Here is a 20,103-nt window from a genome sequence, read left to right on the forward strand (position 1 = left end):
GGAGGGGCTGTTCTGCATCCCTACCCGCGCGGCCAGAGCTGGTGGAAGTGATGCAGGGGACCGTGACCTTGGCCGACGTCGAGGCGGTCGCTGGCAACGAGAGCGCCGTGCAGGTAGGTCTTCGCCCGTTCAACGCTTTCGGGCACGGTGTGGTCAGGCAGCAGTGCGGTGATCGCCGAGGACAAGGTGCAGCCGGTGCCGTGGTCGTTGAGGGTTTCGATCCTGGGAGAGGTGTAGGTGGAGATCCCGTCGGGGCCGGCGAGGTAGTCGACACTGACCGTCTCGTTCGTGAGATGCCCGCCTTTGAGTAGCGCCCACTGACAGCCAAGGCCACGCAGCCCGGTGGCCTGGTCCTCCATCTGCCCCAAGCGGGTGACATCTGTGGTGTCGAGGAGCACGGCGGCTTCGGGAAGGTTCGGGGTGATGATCGTGGCCAGTGGCACGAGCGTGTCTCGGATGGCTGCGACCGCATCGTCGTCCAACAGCCTGTCGCCGCTCTTGGCGACCATCACCGGATCAAGGACCACGGTCTCGGCTTCGTGGTATTGCAGGCGCTCGGCGATGACCTCGGCGATCGCGGCGTTGGCGACCATACCGATCTTTACCGCGTCGACGCGCACATCGTCGAACACTGCATCGATCTGCTCACCGACGAAAGAGGGATCAAGGGGCATGAACGAGCGCACACCGCGCGTGTTCTGTGCCACGACCGCGGTGATCGCGGCCATACCGTAGGTGCCCCTCGCTGAGAAGGCTTTGAGATCGGCGTGGATGCCCGCCCCGCCAGTGGGGTCGGTGCCTGCGATGGATAGGACGTTCTTGATCGTCATGCGTGCACTTCCTTCTGCTGCTGTGTGGCGGCGTAGCGGGCGACCTCGGCGACATCCTTGCTCAGAGTCAGGCGGGCCTCGTCGACCTCGTCGAGGGGGAACCAGCGTGCTTCGAGGGCGTCGTCGCCAGCGTGGGGTTGCCCCGAGCGCCACTGGCAGAGCACGGCGATAAGCACGTAGTGACTGTCCAACCGTCCAGTCTCGTCTCGGCTGAACGCGTCAACGGAAGTCAAAACACCGGTCGCCTGACCGATGATGCTGGTTTCTTCACCGAGTTCGCGTTCGGCGGCTTTGGTGATCGTTTCTCCGAATTCGATCTTCCCGCCCGGGAATCCCCAGAATCCTGCATCAGGAGGGTTCGCGCGACGCACCAAGAGGACATGGTCATCTTTGATGAGGACGGAAATGACCGCGACCCTCGGGCGCACCTCGACTGAGGACGTCGCGGGGCCGACAACAGAATGGGACACTGTAACCTCCTAATGGGGAGGCCAGCGAAGGAAAGAAGCCCTGCTAGACCAGTCCCTTCGCCGGCATGATCCGGATCAGGTTCTAGGGTCACCACGCTGACAACGTCCAGTGGTATCTCAGCCCCTTGACGGGACACCCCTCGGTGCAACCCGAATCTACCAGAATGCCGTCACAGATACACCCTGCGCGGATTGCCCGCTGCGGGATGCTGGTGTTGGGATCGGCTGCGCACCTATCCAGTGCTGCGACTGTGCCCGATGGAGCAAGTGCCCGTCTCACGGGTGGAGTCACTGGTCGGTGTCGGTCTTGGACGGTAGAATGGAAGGTGTCGGGCGAGCATGAAGGAGGACAGGTCATGGCGACGACGAAGGCCCTGGAACAGGCCGAGATCGACCGGCTCGAAGCGCAGGTCACTGCGAGCCAGCGGATGGCTAGCGAAGAGGAGACTGACGCCGACCGTGCCCTGGGCCGCAAGGTGCTCACTGGAGAGATGTCCGCCGATGACGCCATCGCCGTCCGGCTGGCGCAGATCGACGCGAAGCACGGCATCACCCGGTAACACGCCGCGGGCCAATGTCTCGGGCGGGGGTGGACGGTGATGCCGGATCATTACACGTATCCCGGCACCGAGGTGCTCGTCAACATCCCCGGCTACACCGACCCGGCGGCGTGGAAGGAAGCCGAGACCGCCCACGGCGCGAGATAGGTGCCCTGGATCACGAGCTGCGAGCGGCGTTGCAGCGGCGAGCACACCGCCTCGACCCCGACCCGCCGTTCGGTCCACCAGACCAGGGGCGGGGGCCACATGACCGAGGACTCGGACTATGAACACTCAACGTACCGCCACAGGCGAGCGGAACGAGAGCAGCGTGCGGGCGGCCCGGTCACGTCCGGGCGAGGAGAACGGGTCCGCAAAATGGGCGGACCCGTTGATCACGACGCAGGCCAACCTCTCAGGGCGAAACCCCTGGCACGGTGGGAGGAAATTTCCTCCCACCGTGCCAGGGGGACGCCCACGGTGCCGCCACTGTGGCGGCGCCGTACGCCTCGCGCGGGCAGGCCATGGTGGTGCCGAATCGGCACCACCATGCCATCCGCAGGTGCGAACCGTGCAGGGGCAACGGGGCCGGAAAATTTCCGGAGCCGTTCACCGGCCCCCGGCGCGGGCACGGGGGTGGAAAATTTTCACCCCCGTGGGCTCGAGCCGACCGTGGTGCCACCGTGGCACCACCGTCAAGAACGAGGGCAGGTCGACGGTGGTGGCAAATTGCTACAACCGTGCTGCCGGAGATGACGACAGCGGGCTGACGGTGGTGCACAATTTTCACCACCGTGACGTTCCGCTGGTGACTGCTCCGGGGGCGCCGAATCGGCACCCCCGTGCCCGACCCCGTTTTCGGGGCCTCCAAGGGCACGACAGCACTGACCATCCACATATAGTAGCTCGCTCCTGCGCGGATGGCTAGATGCAGTGATTGCTGTTTTTGAACCTCGGGTGTATAGGCGTACCTGTCGGGTATGAACAGTATCCCGACACCCCAGACCCATACGCCCACCACGACGACGAGGCCGCGCCTGGCGATCGACGACGAGGCCCTGACCGACACCAACCGGGAGACGATCCGGCAGGCCGCGAAGACCACAGCCTCCCGGTTCCCGCCCATGAGTGCCGAGCAGGCCGAGCTGATCCGCCACCAACTCCGCGGCGACGCCACCTGACCCACCCGGCATCCTGACCGTCTCGGCATCGAGCCCCACGTCCTTTAGAGTGCGCGGGGCTCGATGAGTACCCGCTCGGGCTCGAAGGCGTTCTGGCCCCGGTTCTGAGTCTGCTGGATGCGGACGTTGAACGTGGCCTTGATGATCTTCCTCCGCTCCAACAGTGGCAGGCCCGCCCACGCGGCAGGCACATCCTCGGCGGTGACCAGGGCACGCACCCGCTCGTCGGTCACCGGGGGGATGAGCGCCTGCTCGGCCTCGGCGATCTGGGGCCGCAACGCGGCTTCCAGCTTCGTGAGCGTGTCGAGGTTCAGACTCCCGGCCGCGTACTGGGCGATGACCTCGTCCAGGCGGGCCTGCAACGCCGCCCGCTTCTGCTCGGCAGCCTCGGCAACCTTGAGCCAGTCGCCGTCGTCGTCGCCGGTGAGCCAGGCGAGGTTGGTCGGGTTCTGGAACCACTCCAGCACGACCTGCTCGACATAGGCGTCCAGGCCCGGCTGGGAGATCATCGTCTTATAGCACCCCCGGAACTGGCACTGGTACTTCACCGCCGGAGTCCTCTCCTTCTTCCGCATCGTGGCCCGCTTCAAAGGGCGGCCGCAGTAGTGGCAGCGGGCGATGTGGACCATGAGCGTCTTCGCGGCCATCCCGCCACCGCCCTTGACGAGACGTCCGGGATCGGCGAACAGGCGCTGGATCTTCTGGAAGTCCTCCCACTCGATCAACGCCTCCCACTGCGCCTGGCCGATGACCTCACCGCGGTAGACGCGCTTGCCGGCGATGGTGGGGTTCTGGAGCACCTGGCGGACGGTGTAGGTATCCCAGCCGCGGGGACTCTCGGCCCACGGCTTCTTCGGTGTCGGCTCCCCAGCATCCTGCAACCGCATCGCTATCGAGTACATGGACTTACCAGCCAGCACATCACGGGCGGCATCGCGGACGATCTGCCCGGTGTGGGGGTCGGGTTCCTGGCGCAGCAGGACACCGGTGTGCTGGTCGTAGACCCGCCGGTATCCGTACGGGAGGCGACCGTGGGGGCGGCCCTTGTCCGCGTTGAGCTTGACTGTGCGCAACTGCCGCTCGCGCATCGTGTTCGCGTCCGCTTCGGCGCGGAGGAACTCGAAGCCCATCATGAACGTGTCATCGGAGCGGGAGAAGTCATACACCCTGCCGTGGGTGAGGTAGAGGACCCCGGCGCGCTGGCAGGCCTTGCGCAGCTGCACGTAAACCTCCATATCGCGCCCGGCACGAGACGGCTCCCAAGAGGCAAAGCCGCCATACCTGCCGGACTCGATCAAGGCCATGGCCTCGTCGAAGCCCTCGCGTTCGCGCCTGCGCCACTGCGAGGCCGACCGGTCAGCATCGCGGACGATCGCCTCCGGGTACCATTCGATCGGCAGGCACCAGCCGACCATGTCAGTGAGCTGGTCATCGATCGAGCGCATCAGCTTGTGCCGGTCCTGTGAGGCCCGCCCATACAGGATCGAAGCGGTCCAGTCGTCCTCGGCCATCTCCCGGAGTCGCTCGACCGCGGCCCGCAACTCCGGCGTGAGCAGCGGTAGCTCCAAGAGCCTGTTCGTCGTGGTCGTGTTGGTGTTCGTTGTGGTGGTGTTCATGGACATCAGGTGCGTCTGCCTTCCCTCTGCCCCTTGAACTTGATCGACGAACCCACCACCGGGCTCGACGCCTCCGTCGCCGCCGGCGTGCTGGATCTGCTGAGGCAGCTCATCGCGGAGCGGCAGATGGCCGTAGTCGTGGTCAGCCACGACTTCTCCGTCATTGACACCCTCACCGACCGCGCCGTGGTCATGCACCACGGCCGGATCATCGAGTCCGGTCTCACCGACCAACTCTTCGCCGATCCCCACCAGGCCGCCACCCAGCGACTCGTCGCCGCGGCCAGGTCCTAGGAGCACCCCATGAGCCCAGTTCTAGAGGTCCGCGACCTGCACAAGTCCTTCCACCTGCACGCCATCGACCGCCGGGTCACCTCTCTCGCCGGGGTGAGCTTTGACGTCTCCTCCGGCGAGCACGTCGCCGTCGCGGGCTCCTCGGGGGTCGGCAAGTCGAGCCTGCTGCGCTGCATCTACCGCACCTACCTGCCTGACTCCGGCACCGTCACCCTGCACGCCCGCTCCGGCCCCGTGGAGCTGACCTCCCTGGCCGATCGCTCCATGGCCCGGCTGCGGGGGCAGGAGTTCGGCTACGTGGCCCAGTTCCTCGCCGCTCCGCCGCGGACCGGGCCCTTCGCCCTCACCGTCGCCTCGGCCACCCGCCGCGGCCATTCCCGCGGGGACGCGAGGGAGCTCGCCGCCGACGCGCTGCGCCGGCTCAACATCGCGGAATCACTGTGGGAGGTCGACTGCGCCGTGCTCTCCGGCGGTGAGCGGCAGCGGGTCAACCTCGCCGCCGGGACCGTCTCACCCCCGCGGCTGCTGCTTCTCGACGAACCCGTCTCCGCCCTCGACCCGGCCAACAGGGAGCATGCCCTGGCCATGATCGACGACCTCAGCCGAAGCGACGTCGCGGTCGTCGGCGTCTACCACGACATGAGCATCATCCGCCGCCTGTCCAACCGGGTGCTGGTCATGGAGGGTGGCAGGATCGTCTCCGACGCCACCCCGGGCGAGGCACCGGGCCAGGGCCATTCCGCACTCATCGAGGAGCACCTGTGATCTTCCGCCCCGGCCACCCACCGGCCGACTACACCATCGGCCACGCCACGGCGATCCTGCCCGACCGCATCGTCGAGGACGCGGTCATCGTCGTGCGCGACCACCGCGTCGCGGAGATCGCGCCGGGCACCGGCCGCTCGCTCGAGCTCAACGTCGATGCGGAGGGGCTGACCGTCACCCCGGGTCTCATCGACACCCACACCGACGACCTGGAGAAGGAACGCATGCCACGCGCGGGCACCGAGGTGCCCGTGGACTTTGCGCTGGGCTCGCTCGAAGGCCGCCTGCGCGGTGGGGGGTGACCACGGTCTATCAAGGCACGGGTTTTCGCCACCAGAGCGTGCGCGGCGTGCTGCGCAGCGTCGACCGCGCGCTCGAGGAGGCCGCGGCCATCGACGCCGCCGCCCCGGGGCTCGTCGACCACCGGGTGCTGCACCGCCTGGACATCCTCTCCGATCAGGGCGCGGCGACGCTGAAGAAGCGCCTCGACTCCCTGGATGACTCCTCCGCCCCGGCCTTGGTCTCCTTCGAGGACCACACCCCGGGCCAGGGTCAGTACCCCGACGAGGAACGCCTGTGCAGCTACATGATCGACGACGAGGGCCACACCCCGGAGGAGGCCGACCTCGCGCTCGTGCGCATGAAGGCCGCCGCGGAATCCGGTGCCGGCGTCCGCGAGGACACCGAGCAGTGGCTTGCCGGTCTCGCCGCGGCGGGCCGGGTCCGCCTCCTGGCACACGACCCGGACTGCGCGGAGGTGCTCGACCGGTTCCAGGGCTACGGCGGCGAGGTCGCGGAGTTCCCCACAACGATGGCCGCGGCCCGCCACGCGCGCGAGATCGGCCTCATCATCGTCGGCGGCGGCCCCAAAGCCCTGCGGGGGAAGTCCCACAGCGGCAATGTCTCCGCGGCGGAGCTCGCCTCGGAAGGGCTTATCGACGCCCTGACCTCCGACTACCTGCCTTCGGCGCTGCTCGGCGGCGTACGCAGCCTCATCGACCAGGGTCACCTGGATCTTCCCGGGGCAATCTCGCTGGTAACCGCCGGCCCGGCCCGGGTCGCCGGACTCACCGACCGCGGGCGGCTGGCCGAGGGCCTGCTGGCGGACCTAGCCTTCCTCGACCTGGGCCACCGCTGGCCGCGGGTCATGGGCACACACAAGGCGTGGCTGTCATGAGCGCGGACCATCGCATTCCCTGGCGCGCCCCGGACCCGCGTCTGAATCCCGGGGTCTCTCCCGTGCTCGCGGACCTCGCCTTCGCGGCGGCCCGCGCCTTCAACGTCGCCTGGTCCGGTCACTCCCGCGCAGAACTGGCCGAGGAGACCCAGATGGGTGCGGACGGCACCCCGAGTTACCTCATCGACGAGATCGTCGAGGAGGAGATCGTCCGCGCCGCCGCCCGGCACAACGTCAACGTGCTGATGAGGAGATCGGGTTCATCGACGGCGGCCACGCGGCGACCGTCATCATCGACCCCGTCGACGGTTCCGCCAACGCTGTCGCCGGCGTGCCGCTGACCTGCTTCTCCGCCGCGCTGGTGATCGACGGGGAGATCCGGGAGTCACTCAACGTCTGGCTGCAGAACGGCCACGCCGTCTGGGCGCGGGCCGGGGAGCCGGTGGCTTACCGTACCTCGGGCCGCACCGCCCTGGCTGGCGCGGCGGTGGACATGCTCCGACCGAAGACCCACGCCGGGGGAGACTCCACCGCGGCCTGGGCGCGGGTGGCGCAGCGGGCCGGGCGGGTGCGCATTCTTTCGTCGAGCTGCCTGGAGGCGATGCTCGTCGCCGAGGGGGCGATCGACGCGTTCTGCGACCCCGGTTCGCAGACGCACCGCATCGTCGACCTGGCGGCCACACTGATGTTCATCCCCGCGGCCGGGGGAGCGGTCATCGACGTGCAGGGCCAGCCGTTCTCGTTCGGCCCCGACCTGACGCTGCGGTGGTCCGGCATCGTCGCCGCCTCCCGGGACCTGGCCGAGGAGCTCGCGGACACCATCCGGGGTTAGAACGGGAACCGCCCTGAGTCCACACGTGTGGACTCGGGGCCGTCGCCGCGCGGGCCGAAAACTACCGCACGGTGTTGCGCATCCAGATTGACAGTGCCTCGACCGCCAGAACCACGACGATCATGGCCAGCAGGATCGTGGTCACCACGGGGAACTGGTTCACTCGCGAGGCGTTGAGCAGCAGGAAGCCGATGCCGCCAGCGCCCACCACGCCGATCAGCGTGGCCGAGCGGATGTTGTTGTCCAGCAGGTACATCACGTGCGCGATGAGCGGCGGGAGACTCTGGAAGACGGTGGAGGCGAAGAACACCTGGACCTTTGACGCGCCGTTCGAGCGGATGGCGTCCTGGACCTTGACGTCGGTTTCCTCGATGGAGTCGGCCAGCAGTTTCGACAGCAGACCCACCGCGCCGACGGACAGCGCCAGGGTTCCGGCCACCCCGCCGAGCCCGGAGATGACCACGAAGATGATGGCCAGGATCAGCTCGGGGATGCCGCGGATGACTACGATGAGACCGCGGAAGAATCCGGAGACGTATTTGTTGCCCACCACGTTCCGGGCGGCGAGGATGCCGATGGGAATCGCCAGCACGGAGCCGATGAGGGTCGCCGCCAGGGCGATCTGGATGGTGGTCACCATCGCGTCGAAGACGGATTCGAGAATGTTCTCCTTCATCGACGGCGGGAAGAAGAGCGACAGGGTCTGCGGCACGTCGAGAAGCCCGAGGAAGAAGTCACGCCAGCGGATCTCCACCTGCATGAAGGACAGCACCATGAGATCGAGGATCACCACGACCGAGAGCAGCCGGCTGACCCGGTCACCGTCCCACGGAGGGGTGAGCCGCTGCTCGGACACGGGCGTGGCCGGGGTGCTTCCGCGGCGGAGCCGCGCGACGGCCTTGTCCGACCACAGCGCCCGGGCGGCCGGCTTGGAGGCGCTGCCCTGCATGATCGCCGCGCGGATCGCACCGGAGAGGAACTCGATGAGGATGCACAGCACCAGGACGATGAGCGAGAGCGCCATGCCGCGCTGGTAGTTCAGCGTGCCCAGCGACTCCGAGATGGCCAGGCCGATGCCGCCGACGCCGACGTAACCGAGCAGCACGGAGGCGCGCAGGTTGATGTCGAAGCGGTGCAGCGCAGTGGCGATGATCTGGGGGAGCAGCTGGATGACCGTCGCGGACCAGACCTGCTGGTTGCGGGTTCCGCCGGAGGCACGGATGGCCTGGGACGGGCCGTCGTCAAGCTCTTCAATGGCATCCGAGTAGAGCTTTCCGCACATGCCCACGGAGTGGATGCCCATGGCCAGGATGCCCGCGAGGGGGCCGAGGCCGAACATGCGCAGGAAGATGATGGCCAGGATGAGGTCGGGCAGCGCGCGGGCCACGACGATCAGGGCTCGGGAGATCCACCGCATGGCCGGGCCGGAGGTCGTGGGTTTCGCCGCGAAGATCGCCGCCGGGATGGACAGGATCACGGCGAGCACGGTGGCGAGGAAGACGATCGCCAGGGTCTCCGCGACCAGCCGGAACGTCTCACCCAGCGGCGGGAAGTCGAGCGGGAACATGCGCTGCACGAAACGTGCCGCGTTGTCCACGGAGTCGATGATCGCCCCGGGGTTGATGCCCAGCGAAATAATCGACCAGATACCCCCGACGACCAGCAGGAGAAGCACGAGGCCGACGCCGAAATTGCTTATCGACGGTGCGGGCCTGGGCACATCGGGAATCTCCCGGCGCGGGCGTTCCAGTGTGGTCGTCATTAGCGGGTCGCTTCTGCGGATTCAGGCTCGGTGGACGCGACCGCCATGGGGCCGTAGATCTGGTTGATGGTCGGCTCGTCTAGGTCATCGGTGTCGCGGTCGAAGATCATCTTGCCGCCGCGCAGGCCGATGATCCGGTCGCCCACGGCCAGGGCGATGGGCACCTGGTGCAGCGAGGTGATCACGGTGAGGTTCTCCTCGCCGGTGATCTCCCGCAGCAGTTCCATGACGGATTGGGAGGAGATGGGGTCGAGGGAGGCGACGGGCTCGTCGGCGAGCAGGACCTTGGGGTGCTGCATGAGGCAGCGGGCGATGGCGACACGCTGCTGCTGACCGCCGGAGAGGGTGTCGGCACGCTGGTAGGCGCGGTCGACGAGTCCGACGCGGTCGAGCTGCTCCAGGGCCTCGCGGCGGATGGCCTTGGGGTACATCATCAGGGTCATGCGGGGGCCACGGAGCTTGCCCAGTGCGCCGGTGCAGACGTTCTCCAGCACGGACATGGGGCCCGCCAGGTTGAAGTCCTGGAAGATCATGCCGATGTCCTGGCGCAGGCCGCGCAGCTGCTTGTCCTGCATACCGGTGACGTCCCGGCCCAGCGCGCGGATGACGCCGGAGCTCGGGCGCTGCAGGCCGTTGATGTGGCGCAGGAGGGTGGACTTTCCGGAGCCGGAGAGTCCCAGCAGGATGGACACCTCTCCCGCCCGGAACCCGACGGTGACGTCGTCGAGTCCGAGCACCGAACCGAAGTCCTTGGTCACGTGGTCGAACTGAACGGCGTAGATGCGGTCGAGTTCCTCTTGCAGAGCGGGGGTCTTGTCGATGCCCATGCTGAAATCTCCTTGGTGTGGAAAGGTTAGCCGACCTGGTTGCAGGCGTCGGCCTGGGTGACTTCGCAGATCTCGCGGATGACGTCGAAGTTCTCGTCGGTGACCGGGAGGTAACCCCACTCGGAGTCATCCGGGAGCACGCAGTCCTCCACGGAGTCGCAGATGCCCAGCTCGGTGAGCTTCTCCTTGTTGCCGTTCTCCAGCAGTTCCTTCTTCACGGCCTCGACGAGCTCGGCGGACATGGTGTCGGTGTTGGCGGTCAGCGGGGAGGAGGGGATGGGATCGGACTGCCAGACGACCTCGACGGAGCCGGGTTTGATCTGGCCGGTCTCCTCCAGGACGCCGAGCTGGGTGTCCTGGGCGAAGGCCGCGTCGCAGTTTCCGCCGTCGAGGGAGAGCAGGGAGGCGTCGTGGCCGCCGGCCATGACCGGGGTGAGGTCCTTCTCGGGGTCGATGCCGAGGCCCAGCAGGCCGTAGGAGGGGACCAGGTAACCGGAGGTGGAGGCGGCGTCGACGAAGCAGACGTTCTTTCCGCGCAGGTCCTCGAGGCCCTTGATGTCCGAGCCGGCCGGGACGTGCAGCTGGGAGGTGTAGGAGGGCTCCTCGTCCGCGGCGTTGGCGAGGGTCGCGATGGGCTCGACCTTGACGCCGGAGTCGGAGGCGATGACGTAGGAGAACGGGCCGTAGGAGGCCATGTCGATCTGGCCGGCGCGCTGTCCCTCGATGACGGCTGCGTAGTCGTTGGCGTTCTGGAAGGTGACCTCGACGCCGAGCTGCTTCTCCAGCAGGTCGGCGATGTTGCCGTAGGCGCTCTCCAGGGTGGTGGACTCCTCGGAGGGCACGGCCGCCAGGGTGATCGACTCGCCCGAGAACTCGGCGTCCGGGTTGGCGGAGGAGGAGCTGTCGGAGTCGCAGGCGACGAGGCCGAGGGGCAGCAGGGCGGCCACACCGAGGACGGCAGCGGAGCGGGAGACGGGGCGGTGGATCATGGCGGGAGAGCCTTTCTCGAGAAGATCTATCGAGGAGTGTCTCCGCACGGGGAAGGCCCGGGCGGGGCTGCACACGATGAATCTTCATGGAGTTTTCGCTTTAGTGCCGGGTATGTCACAACGAGTTCTTGTCGGGGAAACTGCACGTCACTGGGGGTTGCCCTCGAATTGGTCCTGTTCGTGTGGAGTTCTCCTGAAAGTCACCCCGAATCCGCTTTAGAAGACCGAGCTCAGTTCCGCCGCGGCCGCGCTCAGCTCGGTTCCCCAGGCCGCGATGGGCGACGGGCGGAGCCTCTCGACGGGACCGGACACCGACAGGACCGCGACGAGTGTGCCCGAGGGGTCGAGGACCGGTGCGGACAGGCTGGCCAGGCCCACCTCACGCTCGGACTGTGACTCGGCCAGGCCGCGGCGACGCACCTCGTCGAGTTCGGCGCGGTCGAAGCGGGCCTGGGGGAGCAGGGCGTCGACAAGCTCGGGGGAGGAGTGGGCGAGGATGACCTTGGCGGCGGAGCCCGAGGTCAGGGGCAGCTGCGAACCGACGGGCACTGTGTCGCGCAGGCCGCTGGTGAGTTCCTCCGCGGCGATGCACGTGCGGGTGGTTCCGGTGCGCTGGTAAAGCTGCACGGATTCGCGCGTGGTGTCCACGAGGGCGGACATGATGTGCTGGGCGGCGTCGAGAAGCGTGCTGCCCGCGGTGGTCAGTGCGGCGCCCTGGCGCCAGAGGCCGTCGCCGTCGCGGGCGAGGACGTCGTGTACCTCGAGCGCGGTGGCGAGCCGGTGGACCGTGGCGCGCGGCAGGCCGGTGAGCTCGCAGAGCTGGGCCAAACTGCGCGGCCCGGCGGTGGTGGCCTTGACGATGGCGACGGACCTGTCAATAACCTTGATTCCGGATTCTCCGCTATGCTGTCCCATACAACGGATACTACCGTCTCACCCTGTGGGACGCACGAACGGATTGAGGAGTACTCCCATGGCGAACACAAACGGGAAGCTCACGCTGGCGGAGAAGGTGTGGCGCGACCACGTCATCACGGCCGGACAGAACGGCGACCCTGATCTCATCTACATCGACTTCCAGCTCCTCCATGAGGTCACCAGCCCCCAGGCCTTCGACGGACTGCGGATGGCCGGCCGAACGATGCGCCGCCCGGACCTCCACCTCGCCACCGAGGACCACAACGTGCCCACCGAGGGCATCGCCACCGGTTCGCTGCTGGAGATCCGCGAGCAGACCTCGCGCAAGCAGGTGGAGACCCTGCGCACCAACTGCGCCGAGTTCGGCGTGCGCCTGCACCCCATGGGCGACATCCAGCAGGGCATCGTGCACACCGTCGGGCCGCAGCTGGGCATCACCCAGCCCGGCATGACCATCGTCTGCGGCGACTCACACACCTCCACCCACGGCGCGTTCGGTGCCATGGCCTTCGGCATCGGCACCTCCGAGGTCGAGCACGTCATGGCCACCCAGTCGCTCTCGCTCAAGCCGTTCAAGACCATGGCCATCGAGGTCTCCGGGGAGCTGCAGCCGGGGGTGACCTCCAAGGACATCATCCTGGCGATCATCGCCAAGATCGGCACCGGCGGCGGGCAGGGGCACGTGCTGGAATACCGCGGTGAGGCGATCGAGAAGCTCTCCATGGAAGCCCGGATGACCATCTGCAACATGTCCATCGAGGCCGGCGCCCGCGCGGGCATGATCGCGCCGAACCAGAAGACCTTCGACTACGTCCAGGGCCGCGAGTTCGCGCCGAAGGGCGCGGACTGGGACGCGGCCGTCGAGTACTGGAAGACGCTGCCCACGGACGAGGGTGCGGAGTTCGACACCGTCGTGCATCTCGACGCCAACACGCTCACCCCCTTCATCACCTGGGGAACCAACCCTGGTCAAGGCGTCAGCCTGGATGACGCCGTGCCGGATCCCGAGTCCTTCGGCGACGAGGGCAAGAAGGCCGCGGCCGAGAAGGCCCTGGCCTACATGGACCTCGAGGCCGGCACCCCCATGCGCGACATCCGGATCGACACCGTCTTCCTGGGTTCCTGCACCAACGCGCGGATCGAGGACCTGCGGGCCGCGGCCGAGGTCATCGAGGGCCGCACCATCGCCGACGGCACCCGCATGCTCGTGGTCCCGTCCTCCACCCTGGTCAAGCAGCAGGCGGAGGAGGAGGGGCTCGACCGTATCTTCACCGACTTCGGCGCCGAGTGGCGCACCGCGGGCTGCTCCATGTGCCTGGGCATGAACCCCGACCAGCTCCAGCCCGGTGAGCGCTCCGCGTCCACGTCCAACCGCAACTTCGAGGGCCGCCAGGGCCCGGGCGGACGCACCCACCTGGTCAGCCCGCTCGTCGCCGCCGCCACCGCCGTCACCGGCCACCTCGCCAGCCCCGCCGACCTGTAGAAGGAGAAACAACGATCATGGAGAAAGTCACCACCCACACCGGCGTCGGCGTCCCGCTGCGCGCCTCCAACGTGGACACTGACCAGATCATCCCCGCCGTCTACCTCAAGCGGGTCTCCCGCACCGGCTTCGAGGACGGGCTCTTCGCCAACTGGCGCCGCTCGGACGACTTCGTGCTCAACCAGGAGCCCTTCCGCAACGGCTCCGTGCTGGTCACGGGCCCGGACTTCGGCACCGGCTCCTCCCGCGAGCACGCGGTGTGGGCGCTCATGGACTACGGCTTCCGAGTCGTGCTGTCCCCGCGCTTCGCCGACATCTTCCGCGGCAACTCCGGCAAGGCCGGCCTCGTCGCCGGCATCATGGAGGAGAGCGACGTCGAGCTGCTGTGGAAGCAGCTCGAGCAGCAGCCGGGCATGGAGCTGACGGTCTCGCTGGAGGACCGCACGGTCACCGCCGGGGAGAACGTCTACACCTTCGAGATCGACGACTACACCCGCTGGCGCCTCATGGAGGGCCTCGACGACATCGGGCTCACCCTGCGCGACGAGAGCGCCATCTCCCGGTTCGAGGAGAGTCGCCCGGCGTTCAAACCGAGCGTCGCGCGCTAGGTCTACTTCGCCGGCAGCGCGGACGCCAGGTAGTCCGCGCCGGTGAGCTGTCCGTCATGGAAGGACAGCACCCAGACACTGCCCTTCTTCGACACGATGTCGGAGAGGGGCAGTCGTCCGTTCTCCGACAGCCACTCGATGACCGGCGGAATCGTGTCACCCTGGCTGCAGATGACCGACACCCCGCCGAGCTCCACGACCTCGGTGAACGCGGACTTCACGCGCTCGGGGTCCGCGGCCCAGGCGACGTCGCCGAAGTCCTCGCTGACGGTGATATCCATGCCCAGCTCGTCGGCGAGCGGGGCGAGCGTGGTCTGGCAACGGTCGGGGAACGCGGAGAACAGGCGGTCCGGGCGCCAGCCAGCGAGCATGGGCACGAGCATCTCCGCCTGCCGGCGGCCCTTCTTGTCCAGCGGGCGCAGGTTGTCGTCGCCCGCCCAGTTGCCGCGCTCGTGCGCCCGGCCGTGGCGCACGTAGAGGACACGCGAGGTGGCCGGGAGCTCGAAACGTTTCTTCGCCTTGGTGAGCACCTCGCAGTCCACGTCGTAGCTCAGCAGCGCCAGCGCCTCGTCGATGCTGGTCCAGCGGATCTCGTCGACCTCGTCGTTGGGCTCGAACTCACCCCAGAGCACCTCGGCGGTCCAGTAGTAGACCACCTTCGTGCGGCCGGAGACGGGGTACTTTACCTTGCCCAGCAGCTTGCCCAGCCGGACCTCGTAGCCGGTCTCCTCCGCGATCTCACGTACGGCGGTGGCGGGCAGCGACTCGCCCGGGTCGACCTTGCCCTTGGCCAGCGACCAGTCGTCGTAGTGCGGGCGGTGGATGAGCGCTACCTCGATGGAGGCGGGGTCGGAGAGGTCGCCGCGCCAGAGCACCGCGCCCGCCGCCAGGGTCGCCTTCTCCACCTCGCCGGCCGGATCCCGGGGGATGACCTGGTGGCGCCCGGTCACCTCGAGTTGCGAGCGGGCGTCCTTGTCCACCTCGTGGGACGAGCGGCGGTTGTCCTTCTGCGACATGGCACTCCTTGGCAGGCTGGTTGTGGCGATCCGGGTCAAGCTTTCCTGTGTGAACGATACCTTCATCCTCTAAGGTTGAGCAGACCCGCACGCCAACTTCGCACACAAAGGAACCCGCACACTTATGGTCAATGTCGCAGTCATGGGAGCGGGATCCTGGGGCAGCACCCTGGCCAAGGTTTTTGCAGACGCGGGCAACTCCGTGTTCCTCTGGGCGAGGCGCCCGGAGCTGACCTGGACCATAGCCGAGACCAGGGTGAACGCGGACTACCTTCCGGGGGTGACGCTTCCCGACGCGATCCTGCCCACCTCCGACGCAGCCGAGGCACTCGCCGGCGCGGACATCGTCGTCTTCGCCGTGCCCAGCCAGACCATGCGGGACAACCTCTCCCACTGGCGTGATCTTGTCCCGGCCGACGCCACCCTGGTGTCCATCTCCAAGGGCATCGAGGCCGGCACCCATCTGCGCATGAGCCAGGTCATCGCCGAGGTCACGGGCGTGGAGCCCGAGCGCATCACCGTGCTCAGCGGCCCCAACCTCGCCCGCGAGGTGGCGCAGGAGCAGCCGGCTGCCACCGTCATCGCCGGCGTGGACCAGAACCGGGCGAAGCTCGTGCAGGCCGCCGTGGCCACGCCCTACCTGCGCCCCTACACCAACTCCGACGTCGTGGGCGTGGAGCTGGGCGGCGCCTGCAAGAACGTCATCGCCCTGGCGTGCGGCATGGCTGCGGGCCGCGGACTGGGCGACAACACGTCGGCAAGCGTGATCACCCGCGGACTGGCTGAGATTTCCCGCCTGGGCCAGGCACTGGGCGCCGACCCCCGTACCTTCGCCGGGCTGGCCGGACTCGGGGACCTCGCCGCCACGTGCATGTCCCCGCTGTCGCGCAACCGCACCTTCGGCGAGCGCCTGGGCCAGGGGGAGACGCTTGCGGAGGCGAAGGAGAAGACCAACGGCCAGGTCGCCGAGGGCGTGATCTCCTCGCGGTCGATTTCCCAGCTCGCAGAGTCCCTCGACGTGGACATGCCCATCACCCGCGCGGTGTTCGCCGTGTGCCACGAGGACGCCGTGGTGGCGGAGATCGTCGCCGCGCTCATGGGTCGCTCCAAGAAAGCGGAGTGACCCACAGGTACGCTCTCCGCCATGGCTGAGAAGAAGATCCGCGTCGCCGTCATCTACGGCGGACGCAGCACCGAACACTCCATCTCCTGCATCTCCGCGGGCGCCGTGATGGCGCACCTCGACCCGCAGCGTTACGACATCGTCCCCGTGGGCATCACCACCGACGGCGTGTGGACCACCGGGGCGCCGGACCTCTCCGAGCTCGCGGCGCACGGCGACGACCTGCCCACGGTGCAGCTGCGCGAGGAGATCGCGCTCAGCGTCAACCCGCTGCGCCGCGGCGAGATCGTCTCCGCCGCCACCGGCGAGGTGCGGCACACCGTCGACGTCGTCCTGCCAATCCTGCACGGACCCTACGGCGAGGACGGCACCATTCAGGGCCTCTTCGAACTCGCGGGTGTGCCCTACGTCGGCCCCGGCGTGCTCGCCTCGGCCGCCGGCATGGACAAGGAATTCACCAAGAAACTCATGGTCGCCGACGGCCTGCCTGTCACACCCGAGGTGGTGTTGCGTGGCGACGACACCCTCTCGCCCGCCCAGCGGGACATGCTGGGGCTGCCGGTGTTCGTTAAACCGGCCCGCGGAGGGTCGTCGATCGGCATCTCCAAGGTCGACGAGGACGAGGGCATCGACGCCGCCATCGCCGAGGCGCGCAAGTTCGACGACAAGGTCATCGTGGAAGCGATGATCCACGGCGTCGAGGTCGAGGTCGGCGTGCTGCAGCGACCCGACGGATCGCTCGTCGCCTCACCGCCGGCGCAGCTCAATGGCATCGAGGACTCGGAGGAGGGGTTCTACGGATTCGAGACCAAGTACCTCGACGACGTTGTCTCCGCCACCATCCCCGCCCGGCTCGACGACGCCACCATCATGGCGCTCAAGGAGATGGCCGTCGCCGCCTTCCGCGCGGTCGACGCCAAGGGCCTGGCCCGCGTGGACTTCTTTGTCACCGACCGCGGCCCGGTGCTCAACGAGATCAACACCATGCCCGGCTTCACCCCGATCTCGATGTTCCCGCAGGTCTTGGCCGCGGACGGCATCGGGTATCAGGAGCTGCTGGACACGCTCATCGCTACTGCCCTGACGGAGCTAACGGAGCTGACTGAACGCCGGTAGCCCCCGAAATCGTCCCGCCGAGCTCGGGCAGGACCTGCGCGCTGATCGCCTGCGGCACGCTGACGGCGATGTCCGTCTCGCGCCCGAGGGCGTACCACGTCGACGCGGTGGACCCGTTGACCAGCTGCGTGTCCTCGAACCAGGGGATGTCGTCGATCTGGGTCAGGCGCTCGCCCGCGACGTAGTTCGGCGGCGGTGCGACACCGCAGCGCAGCACCACGGGCTCGCTTCCCTCCTTGACCCACACCGCGGTGTCCCCGTCGGCGGACTCGAGCGACCAGTCCCCGGCGAGCGTGCCGGGCAGCGCGTCGAGCAGGGCCGGGCAGGGGTCCTGCGCAGCTTTTTCCAGCTCGGAAAGGGGGGCGGGGAAAGGCTCGTGCTGCTTCTGCGGCAGCGCGGAGACGGGCGCGCCGAGCTCGGCCACGGGGTTCTCGGACTCCGTGAGCGAGGCCGTGACCGCCACCACGGGCTCTCGGTCCACCGCGTACCAGGTGGACAGGTCGGAGCCGGGGGTCATGTCGTCCACCCGGAGCCACTGCACCCCGGCATCCTCCGTGGTGCTGGCCACCTCGGTGAACTGATAGGGCAACTCGACGCCGCAGCGCAGCGTGATGCGCTCGGCTGGCCCCGACTGCCAGGCTGCCGTGCCCGCGGGGACCGGGTCGGCGATCGGGGCGCGGTCGTGGCCCAGCAACTCGTCGGGGAGGGCGTCGATAAGCGTCGAGCACTCCGTGGACTCCGCCAGCGGGGCGGGCACCGGGCTGAGCGCAACGGATTGGTTGTTGGCCCGGTCGGAGACGATGCGGGCGCCGATCAACGCGCCGAGGATCAGTAGGATGGCCAATCCGAGACTCAGGTAGATTGCAGTGCGATTAAGCTGTGGGTGCTCGGCGCTAGAACTCATGGCGTGTAAGTCTATCGAAAGGCCCAGTCAGCGTGAATCCACCGCCGGAGACCGACCCCACCGTGGGTGAGGTCGGTGAGCGGGGCGTCATCGAGGCGATTGTCGCCGCCGCCCCGAGCACCCGTAACGGCGACGACGCCGCGGTACTGCTCAACGCCGCCCCGAACTCGCGCGCGGTCGTGGCCACGGACATGCTCATCGAGGGCCGCCACTTTTCCACTACCTGGTCCACGGCCGAGGAGGTCGGCGCGAAGGCCATCACGGCGAACTTCGCCGACATCGAGGCGATGGGCGCACGGCCCATTGCGGCGCTGCTGGCGCTCTCCGCTCCGGAATCGACTCCGGTGTCTTTCCTGCGCGGCGTGGCGGCCGGGATCGCCGCGAGGACGGGGGAGTACTCCGCGGAGCTGGTGGGCGGCGACGTCACCGGCGGGGACACCCTCATCCTGTCCGTGACGGCGATCGGCTCGCTGGGTGGTAACCGGCCCGCGCTGACATTGGACGCGGCGAGGCACGGCCAGCAGGTCGTCGCCCACGGGAACATCGGCTGGTCCGCGGCGGGTTTTGCGCTGCTGAACCACTTCGGCCGCGCCGACGTGCCCGAGCGTTTCGCCGATCTGGTCACCGCACACTGCGCGCCGACCCTCACTCCCGGGCGTGGGGTGGTGGCCCGGGCGACGGGCGCGACGAGCATGACCGACAACTCCGACGGACTCGTCGTGGATCTGCGGACCCTCGCGCACCGCTCGGGGGTCGGGGTGGACATCGACTCCGCCGCTATCGCCCCCGCGGCGCTGCTGTGCGAGGCCGCCGAGCTGCTCAGCGTGGACCCGTGGACCTGGGTGCTCACGGGCGGGGAGGACCACACCCTCCTGGCCACCACCGCCGGCGACACTCCCTCGGGTTTCCGGACGATCGGGCAGGTGACCCGTAGTGACACCGTCACCGTCACCGTCGACGGCGAGGCACCGGCCTACGACACCGGGTGGGTGAGCTTCTGATGAGCCTGAGCGTGCACGAATCCTGGCAGCCGGTCCTCGCCCCGGTGGAGGACCGCATCCACGCGATGGGAGACTTCCTGCGCGCGGAGCCCGCCTACCTCCCCGCCGGCGACGACGTCCTGCGCGCGTTCCACGACCCCTTCGACGACGTGCGTGTGCTCATCATCGGCCAGGACCCCTATCCCACGCCCGGCCACGCCATGGGCCTGAGTTTCTCCACCCAGCCCGGCGTGGCGCCCCCGCGCTCCCTGGTGAACATCTACCGCGAACTGCGCGATGACCTTGGGATACCTCCGCGTGACGACGGTGACCTCACCGGCTGGACCGGCCAGGGCGTCCTCCTGCTCAATCGCGTGCTCACTGTGCGCCCCGGGGCCGCGGCCTCCCACCGGGGTAAGGGCTGGGAGGAGGTCACCGAACACGCCATCCGGGCCCTGGCTTCCCGGGGCCAGCCGCTGGTGGCCATCCTCTGGGGCCGCGACGCCCAGTCCGCCGCCCGGTTCCTCGGGGACACCCCGCGCATCGAATCCGCCCATCCCTCGCCGCTGTCGGCGTCGCGCGGGTTCTTCGGCTCCCGTCCGTTCTCCCGGGCGAATGACGCGCTGCGGGCACAGGGCGCGCCACCCATCGACTGGTCTTCAGTAAGGTAACT

At 68.2% G+C, this 20,103-nt stretch carries 23 protein-coding genes and 1 riboswitch; of the genes, 14 read left to right on the forward strand and 9 right to left on the reverse strand.

Going from position 1 to position 20,103, the window contains the following annotated elements:
• Positions 1 to 20 precede the first annotated feature (20 nt).
• Both thiD and CDOO_RS06395 read right to left on the reverse strand, forming a co-directional pair.
• Positions 21 to 830 carry a bifunctional hydroxymethylpyrimidine kinase/phosphomethylpyrimidine kinase gene (thiD, locus tag CDOO_RS06390; protein ID WP_018022528.1) on the reverse strand — a complete coding sequence of 270 codons (810 nt, stop codon included), beginning with the start codon at positions 828 to 830 and terminating at the stop codon, positions 21 to 23.
• Positions 827 to 1,300 (reverse strand): NUDIX hydrolase, encoded by a 474-nt coding sequence (locus CDOO_RS06395; protein WP_018022527.1) that lies wholly within the window; start codon positions 1,298 to 1,300, stop codon positions 827 to 829. The genes thiD and CDOO_RS06395 overlap by 4 nt, the downstream gene beginning before the upstream one ends.
• A gap of 34 nt (positions 1,301 to 1,334) precedes the next feature.
• A riboswitch (TPP riboswitch) is annotated at positions 1,335 to 1,451 on the reverse strand.
• A gap of 205 nt (positions 1,452 to 1,656) precedes the next feature.
• On the opposite strand from CDOO_RS06395, the gene CDOO_RS06400 reads away from it, so the two are divergent.
• Positions 1,657 to 1,860, forward strand: a complete 204-nt coding sequence (locus CDOO_RS06400) for a hypothetical protein (protein ID WP_018022526.1) — start codon at positions 1,657 to 1,659, stop codon at positions 1,858 to 1,860.
• A 959-nt stretch (positions 1,861 to 2,819) separates the two neighbouring features.
• The gene (locus tag CDOO_RS06405) at positions 2,820 to 3,020 is read left to right on the forward strand and encodes a hypothetical protein (protein WP_018022524.1); all 201 of its coding nucleotides are present in this window, start codon (positions 2,820 to 2,822) and stop codon (positions 3,018 to 3,020) included.
• 44 nt (positions 3,021 to 3,064) lie between these two features.
• On the opposite strand, the gene CDOO_RS06410 is transcribed toward CDOO_RS06405, so the two are convergent.
• Positions 3,065 to 4,636 (reverse strand): recombinase family protein, encoded by a 1,572-nt coding sequence (locus CDOO_RS06410; RefSeq protein ID WP_211209010.1) that lies wholly within the window; start codon positions 4,634 to 4,636, stop codon positions 3,065 to 3,067.
• Positions 4,637 to 4,669: 33 nt separating this feature from the next.
• Here CDOO_RS06410 and CDOO_RS06415 point away from each other — a divergent pair, with 33 nt between their 5' ends.
• From CDOO_RS06415 to CDOO_RS14305, 6 genes are read left to right on the forward strand one after another with little or no spacing between them, the layout of a single operon-like run.
• Positions 4,670 to 4,930, forward strand: a complete 261-nt coding sequence (locus tag CDOO_RS06415) for a hypothetical protein (RefSeq protein WP_245616251.1) — start codon at positions 4,670 to 4,672, stop codon at positions 4,928 to 4,930.
• A 9-nt stretch (positions 4,931 to 4,939) separates the two neighbouring features.
• Positions 4,940 to 5,695, forward strand: a complete 756-nt coding sequence (locus tag CDOO_RS06420; RefSeq protein ID WP_018022521.1) for an ATP-binding cassette domain-containing protein — start codon at positions 4,940 to 4,942, stop codon at positions 5,693 to 5,695.
• Complete coding sequence (locus CDOO_RS13265) at positions 5,692 to 5,997, forward strand: amidohydrolase family protein (protein WP_018022520.1); 306 nt, start codon at positions 5,692 to 5,694, stop codon at positions 5,995 to 5,997. Before CDOO_RS06420 ends, CDOO_RS13265 begins: the two co-directional genes overlap by 4 nt.
• A 47-nt stretch (positions 5,998 to 6,044) precedes the next feature.
• The gene (locus CDOO_RS06425) at positions 6,045 to 6,872 is read left to right on the forward strand and encodes an amidohydrolase family protein (protein WP_155861364.1); all 828 of its coding nucleotides are present in this window, start codon (positions 6,045 to 6,047) and stop codon (positions 6,870 to 6,872) included.
• Positions 6,869 to 7,213 carry a hypothetical protein gene (locus CDOO_RS14300; RefSeq protein ID WP_245616252.1) on the forward strand — a complete coding sequence of 115 codons (345 nt, stop codon included), beginning with the start codon at positions 6,869 to 6,871 and terminating at the stop codon, positions 7,211 to 7,213. The genes CDOO_RS06425 and CDOO_RS14300 overlap by 4 nt, the downstream gene beginning before the upstream one ends.
• Entirely contained in the window at positions 7,165 to 7,704 is a 540-nt protein-coding gene (locus CDOO_RS14305; protein WP_245616266.1) for an inositol monophosphatase family protein, read from the forward strand. The genes CDOO_RS14300 and CDOO_RS14305 overlap by 49 nt, the downstream gene beginning before the upstream one ends.
• Before the next feature lie 61 nt (positions 7,705 to 7,765).
• On the opposite strand, the gene phnE is transcribed toward CDOO_RS14305, so the two are convergent.
• The 4 genes from phnE to CDOO_RS06450 all read right to left on the reverse strand — a co-directional run bounded on the left by phnE (position 7,766) and on the right by CDOO_RS06450 (position 12,197).
• The gene (gene phnE, locus CDOO_RS06435; RefSeq protein ID WP_018022518.1) at positions 7,766 to 9,466 is read right to left on the reverse strand and encodes a phosphonate ABC transporter, permease protein PhnE; all 1,701 of its coding nucleotides are present in this window, start codon (positions 9,464 to 9,466) and stop codon (positions 7,766 to 7,768) included.
• Positions 9,466 to 10,293 carry a phosphonate ABC transporter ATP-binding protein gene (phnC, locus tag CDOO_RS06440; RefSeq protein ID WP_018022517.1) on the reverse strand — a complete coding sequence of 276 codons (828 nt, stop codon included), beginning with the start codon at positions 10,291 to 10,293 and terminating at the stop codon, positions 9,466 to 9,468. Before phnC ends, phnE begins: the two co-directional genes overlap by 1 nt.
• A gap of 26 nt (positions 10,294 to 10,319) precedes the next feature.
• The gene (locus CDOO_RS06445) at positions 10,320 to 11,282 is read right to left on the reverse strand and encodes a phosphate/phosphite/phosphonate ABC transporter substrate-binding protein (protein ID WP_018022516.1); all 963 of its coding nucleotides are present in this window, start codon (positions 11,280 to 11,282) and stop codon (positions 10,320 to 10,322) included.
• A gap of 216 nt (positions 11,283 to 11,498) precedes the next feature.
• Positions 11,499 to 12,197 carry an IclR family transcriptional regulator gene (locus CDOO_RS06450; RefSeq protein WP_018022515.1) on the reverse strand — a complete coding sequence of 233 codons (699 nt, stop codon included), beginning with the start codon at positions 12,195 to 12,197 and terminating at the stop codon, positions 11,499 to 11,501.
• Between the two features lie 58 nt (positions 12,198 to 12,255).
• On the opposite strand from CDOO_RS06450, the gene leuC reads away from it, so the two are divergent.
• Together leuC and leuD are read left to right on the forward strand one after the other, a co-directional pair.
• On the forward strand, positions 12,256 to 13,683 hold the full coding sequence (gene leuC, locus CDOO_RS06455; RefSeq protein WP_018022514.1) for a 3-isopropylmalate dehydratase large subunit: 1,428 nt from the start codon (positions 12,256 to 12,258) through the stop codon (positions 13,681 to 13,683).
• A 17-nt stretch (positions 13,684 to 13,700) separates the two neighbouring features.
• Positions 13,701 to 14,291, forward strand: a complete 591-nt coding sequence (gene leuD / locus CDOO_RS06460) for a 3-isopropylmalate dehydratase small subunit (protein ID WP_018022513.1) — start codon at positions 13,701 to 13,703, stop codon at positions 14,289 to 14,291.
• Positions 14,292 to 14,293: 2 nt separating this feature from the next.
• Here the strand turns inward: leuD and CDOO_RS06465 are convergent, their stop codons facing one another.
• Positions 14,294 to 15,307, reverse strand: a complete 1,014-nt coding sequence (locus CDOO_RS06465; protein WP_018022512.1) for an NUDIX hydrolase — start codon at positions 15,305 to 15,307, stop codon at positions 14,294 to 14,296.
• 124 nt (positions 15,308 to 15,431) lie between these two features.
• Here CDOO_RS06465 and CDOO_RS06470 point away from each other — a divergent pair, with 124 nt between their 5' ends.
• Together CDOO_RS06470 and CDOO_RS06475 are read left to right on the forward strand one after the other, a co-directional pair.
• Positions 15,432 to 16,430, forward strand: coding sequence for an NAD(P)H-dependent glycerol-3-phosphate dehydrogenase (locus CDOO_RS06470; RefSeq protein ID WP_018022511.1), 999 nt, complete (start codon positions 15,432 to 15,434; stop codon positions 16,428 to 16,430).
• A gap of 21 nt (positions 16,431 to 16,451) precedes the next feature.
• Positions 16,452 to 17,546, forward strand: coding sequence for a D-alanine--D-alanine ligase family protein (locus tag CDOO_RS06475; protein WP_018022510.1), 1,095 nt, complete (start codon positions 16,452 to 16,454; stop codon positions 17,544 to 17,546).
• Here CDOO_RS06475 and CDOO_RS06480 read toward each other — a convergent pair.
• Positions 17,503 to 18,450 carry a DUF3515 domain-containing protein gene (locus CDOO_RS06480; RefSeq protein WP_051064087.1) on the reverse strand — a complete coding sequence of 316 codons (948 nt, stop codon included), beginning with the start codon at positions 18,448 to 18,450 and terminating at the stop codon, positions 17,503 to 17,505. The genes CDOO_RS06475 and CDOO_RS06480 overlap by 44 nt on opposite strands.
• A gap of 32 nt (positions 18,451 to 18,482) precedes the next feature.
• Between CDOO_RS06480 and CDOO_RS06485 the strand changes: the two genes are divergently transcribed.
• On the forward strand, positions 18,483 to 19,451 hold the full coding sequence (locus CDOO_RS06485; protein ID WP_018022508.1) for a thiamine-phosphate kinase: 969 nt from the start codon (positions 18,483 to 18,485) through the stop codon (positions 19,449 to 19,451).
• Positions 19,451 to 20,101 carry a uracil-DNA glycosylase gene (locus CDOO_RS06490; protein ID WP_018022507.1) on the forward strand — a complete coding sequence of 217 codons (651 nt, stop codon included), beginning with the start codon at positions 19,451 to 19,453 and terminating at the stop codon, positions 20,099 to 20,101. Before CDOO_RS06485 ends, CDOO_RS06490 begins: the two co-directional genes overlap by 1 nt.
• Positions 20,102 to 20,103 lie beyond the last annotated feature (2 nt).

The sequence above is a fragment of the Corynebacterium doosanense CAU 212 = DSM 45436 genome (assembly GCF_000767055.1).
Classification (GTDB): domain Bacteria; phylum Actinomycetota; class Actinomycetes; order Mycobacteriales; family Mycobacteriaceae; genus Corynebacterium; species Corynebacterium doosanense.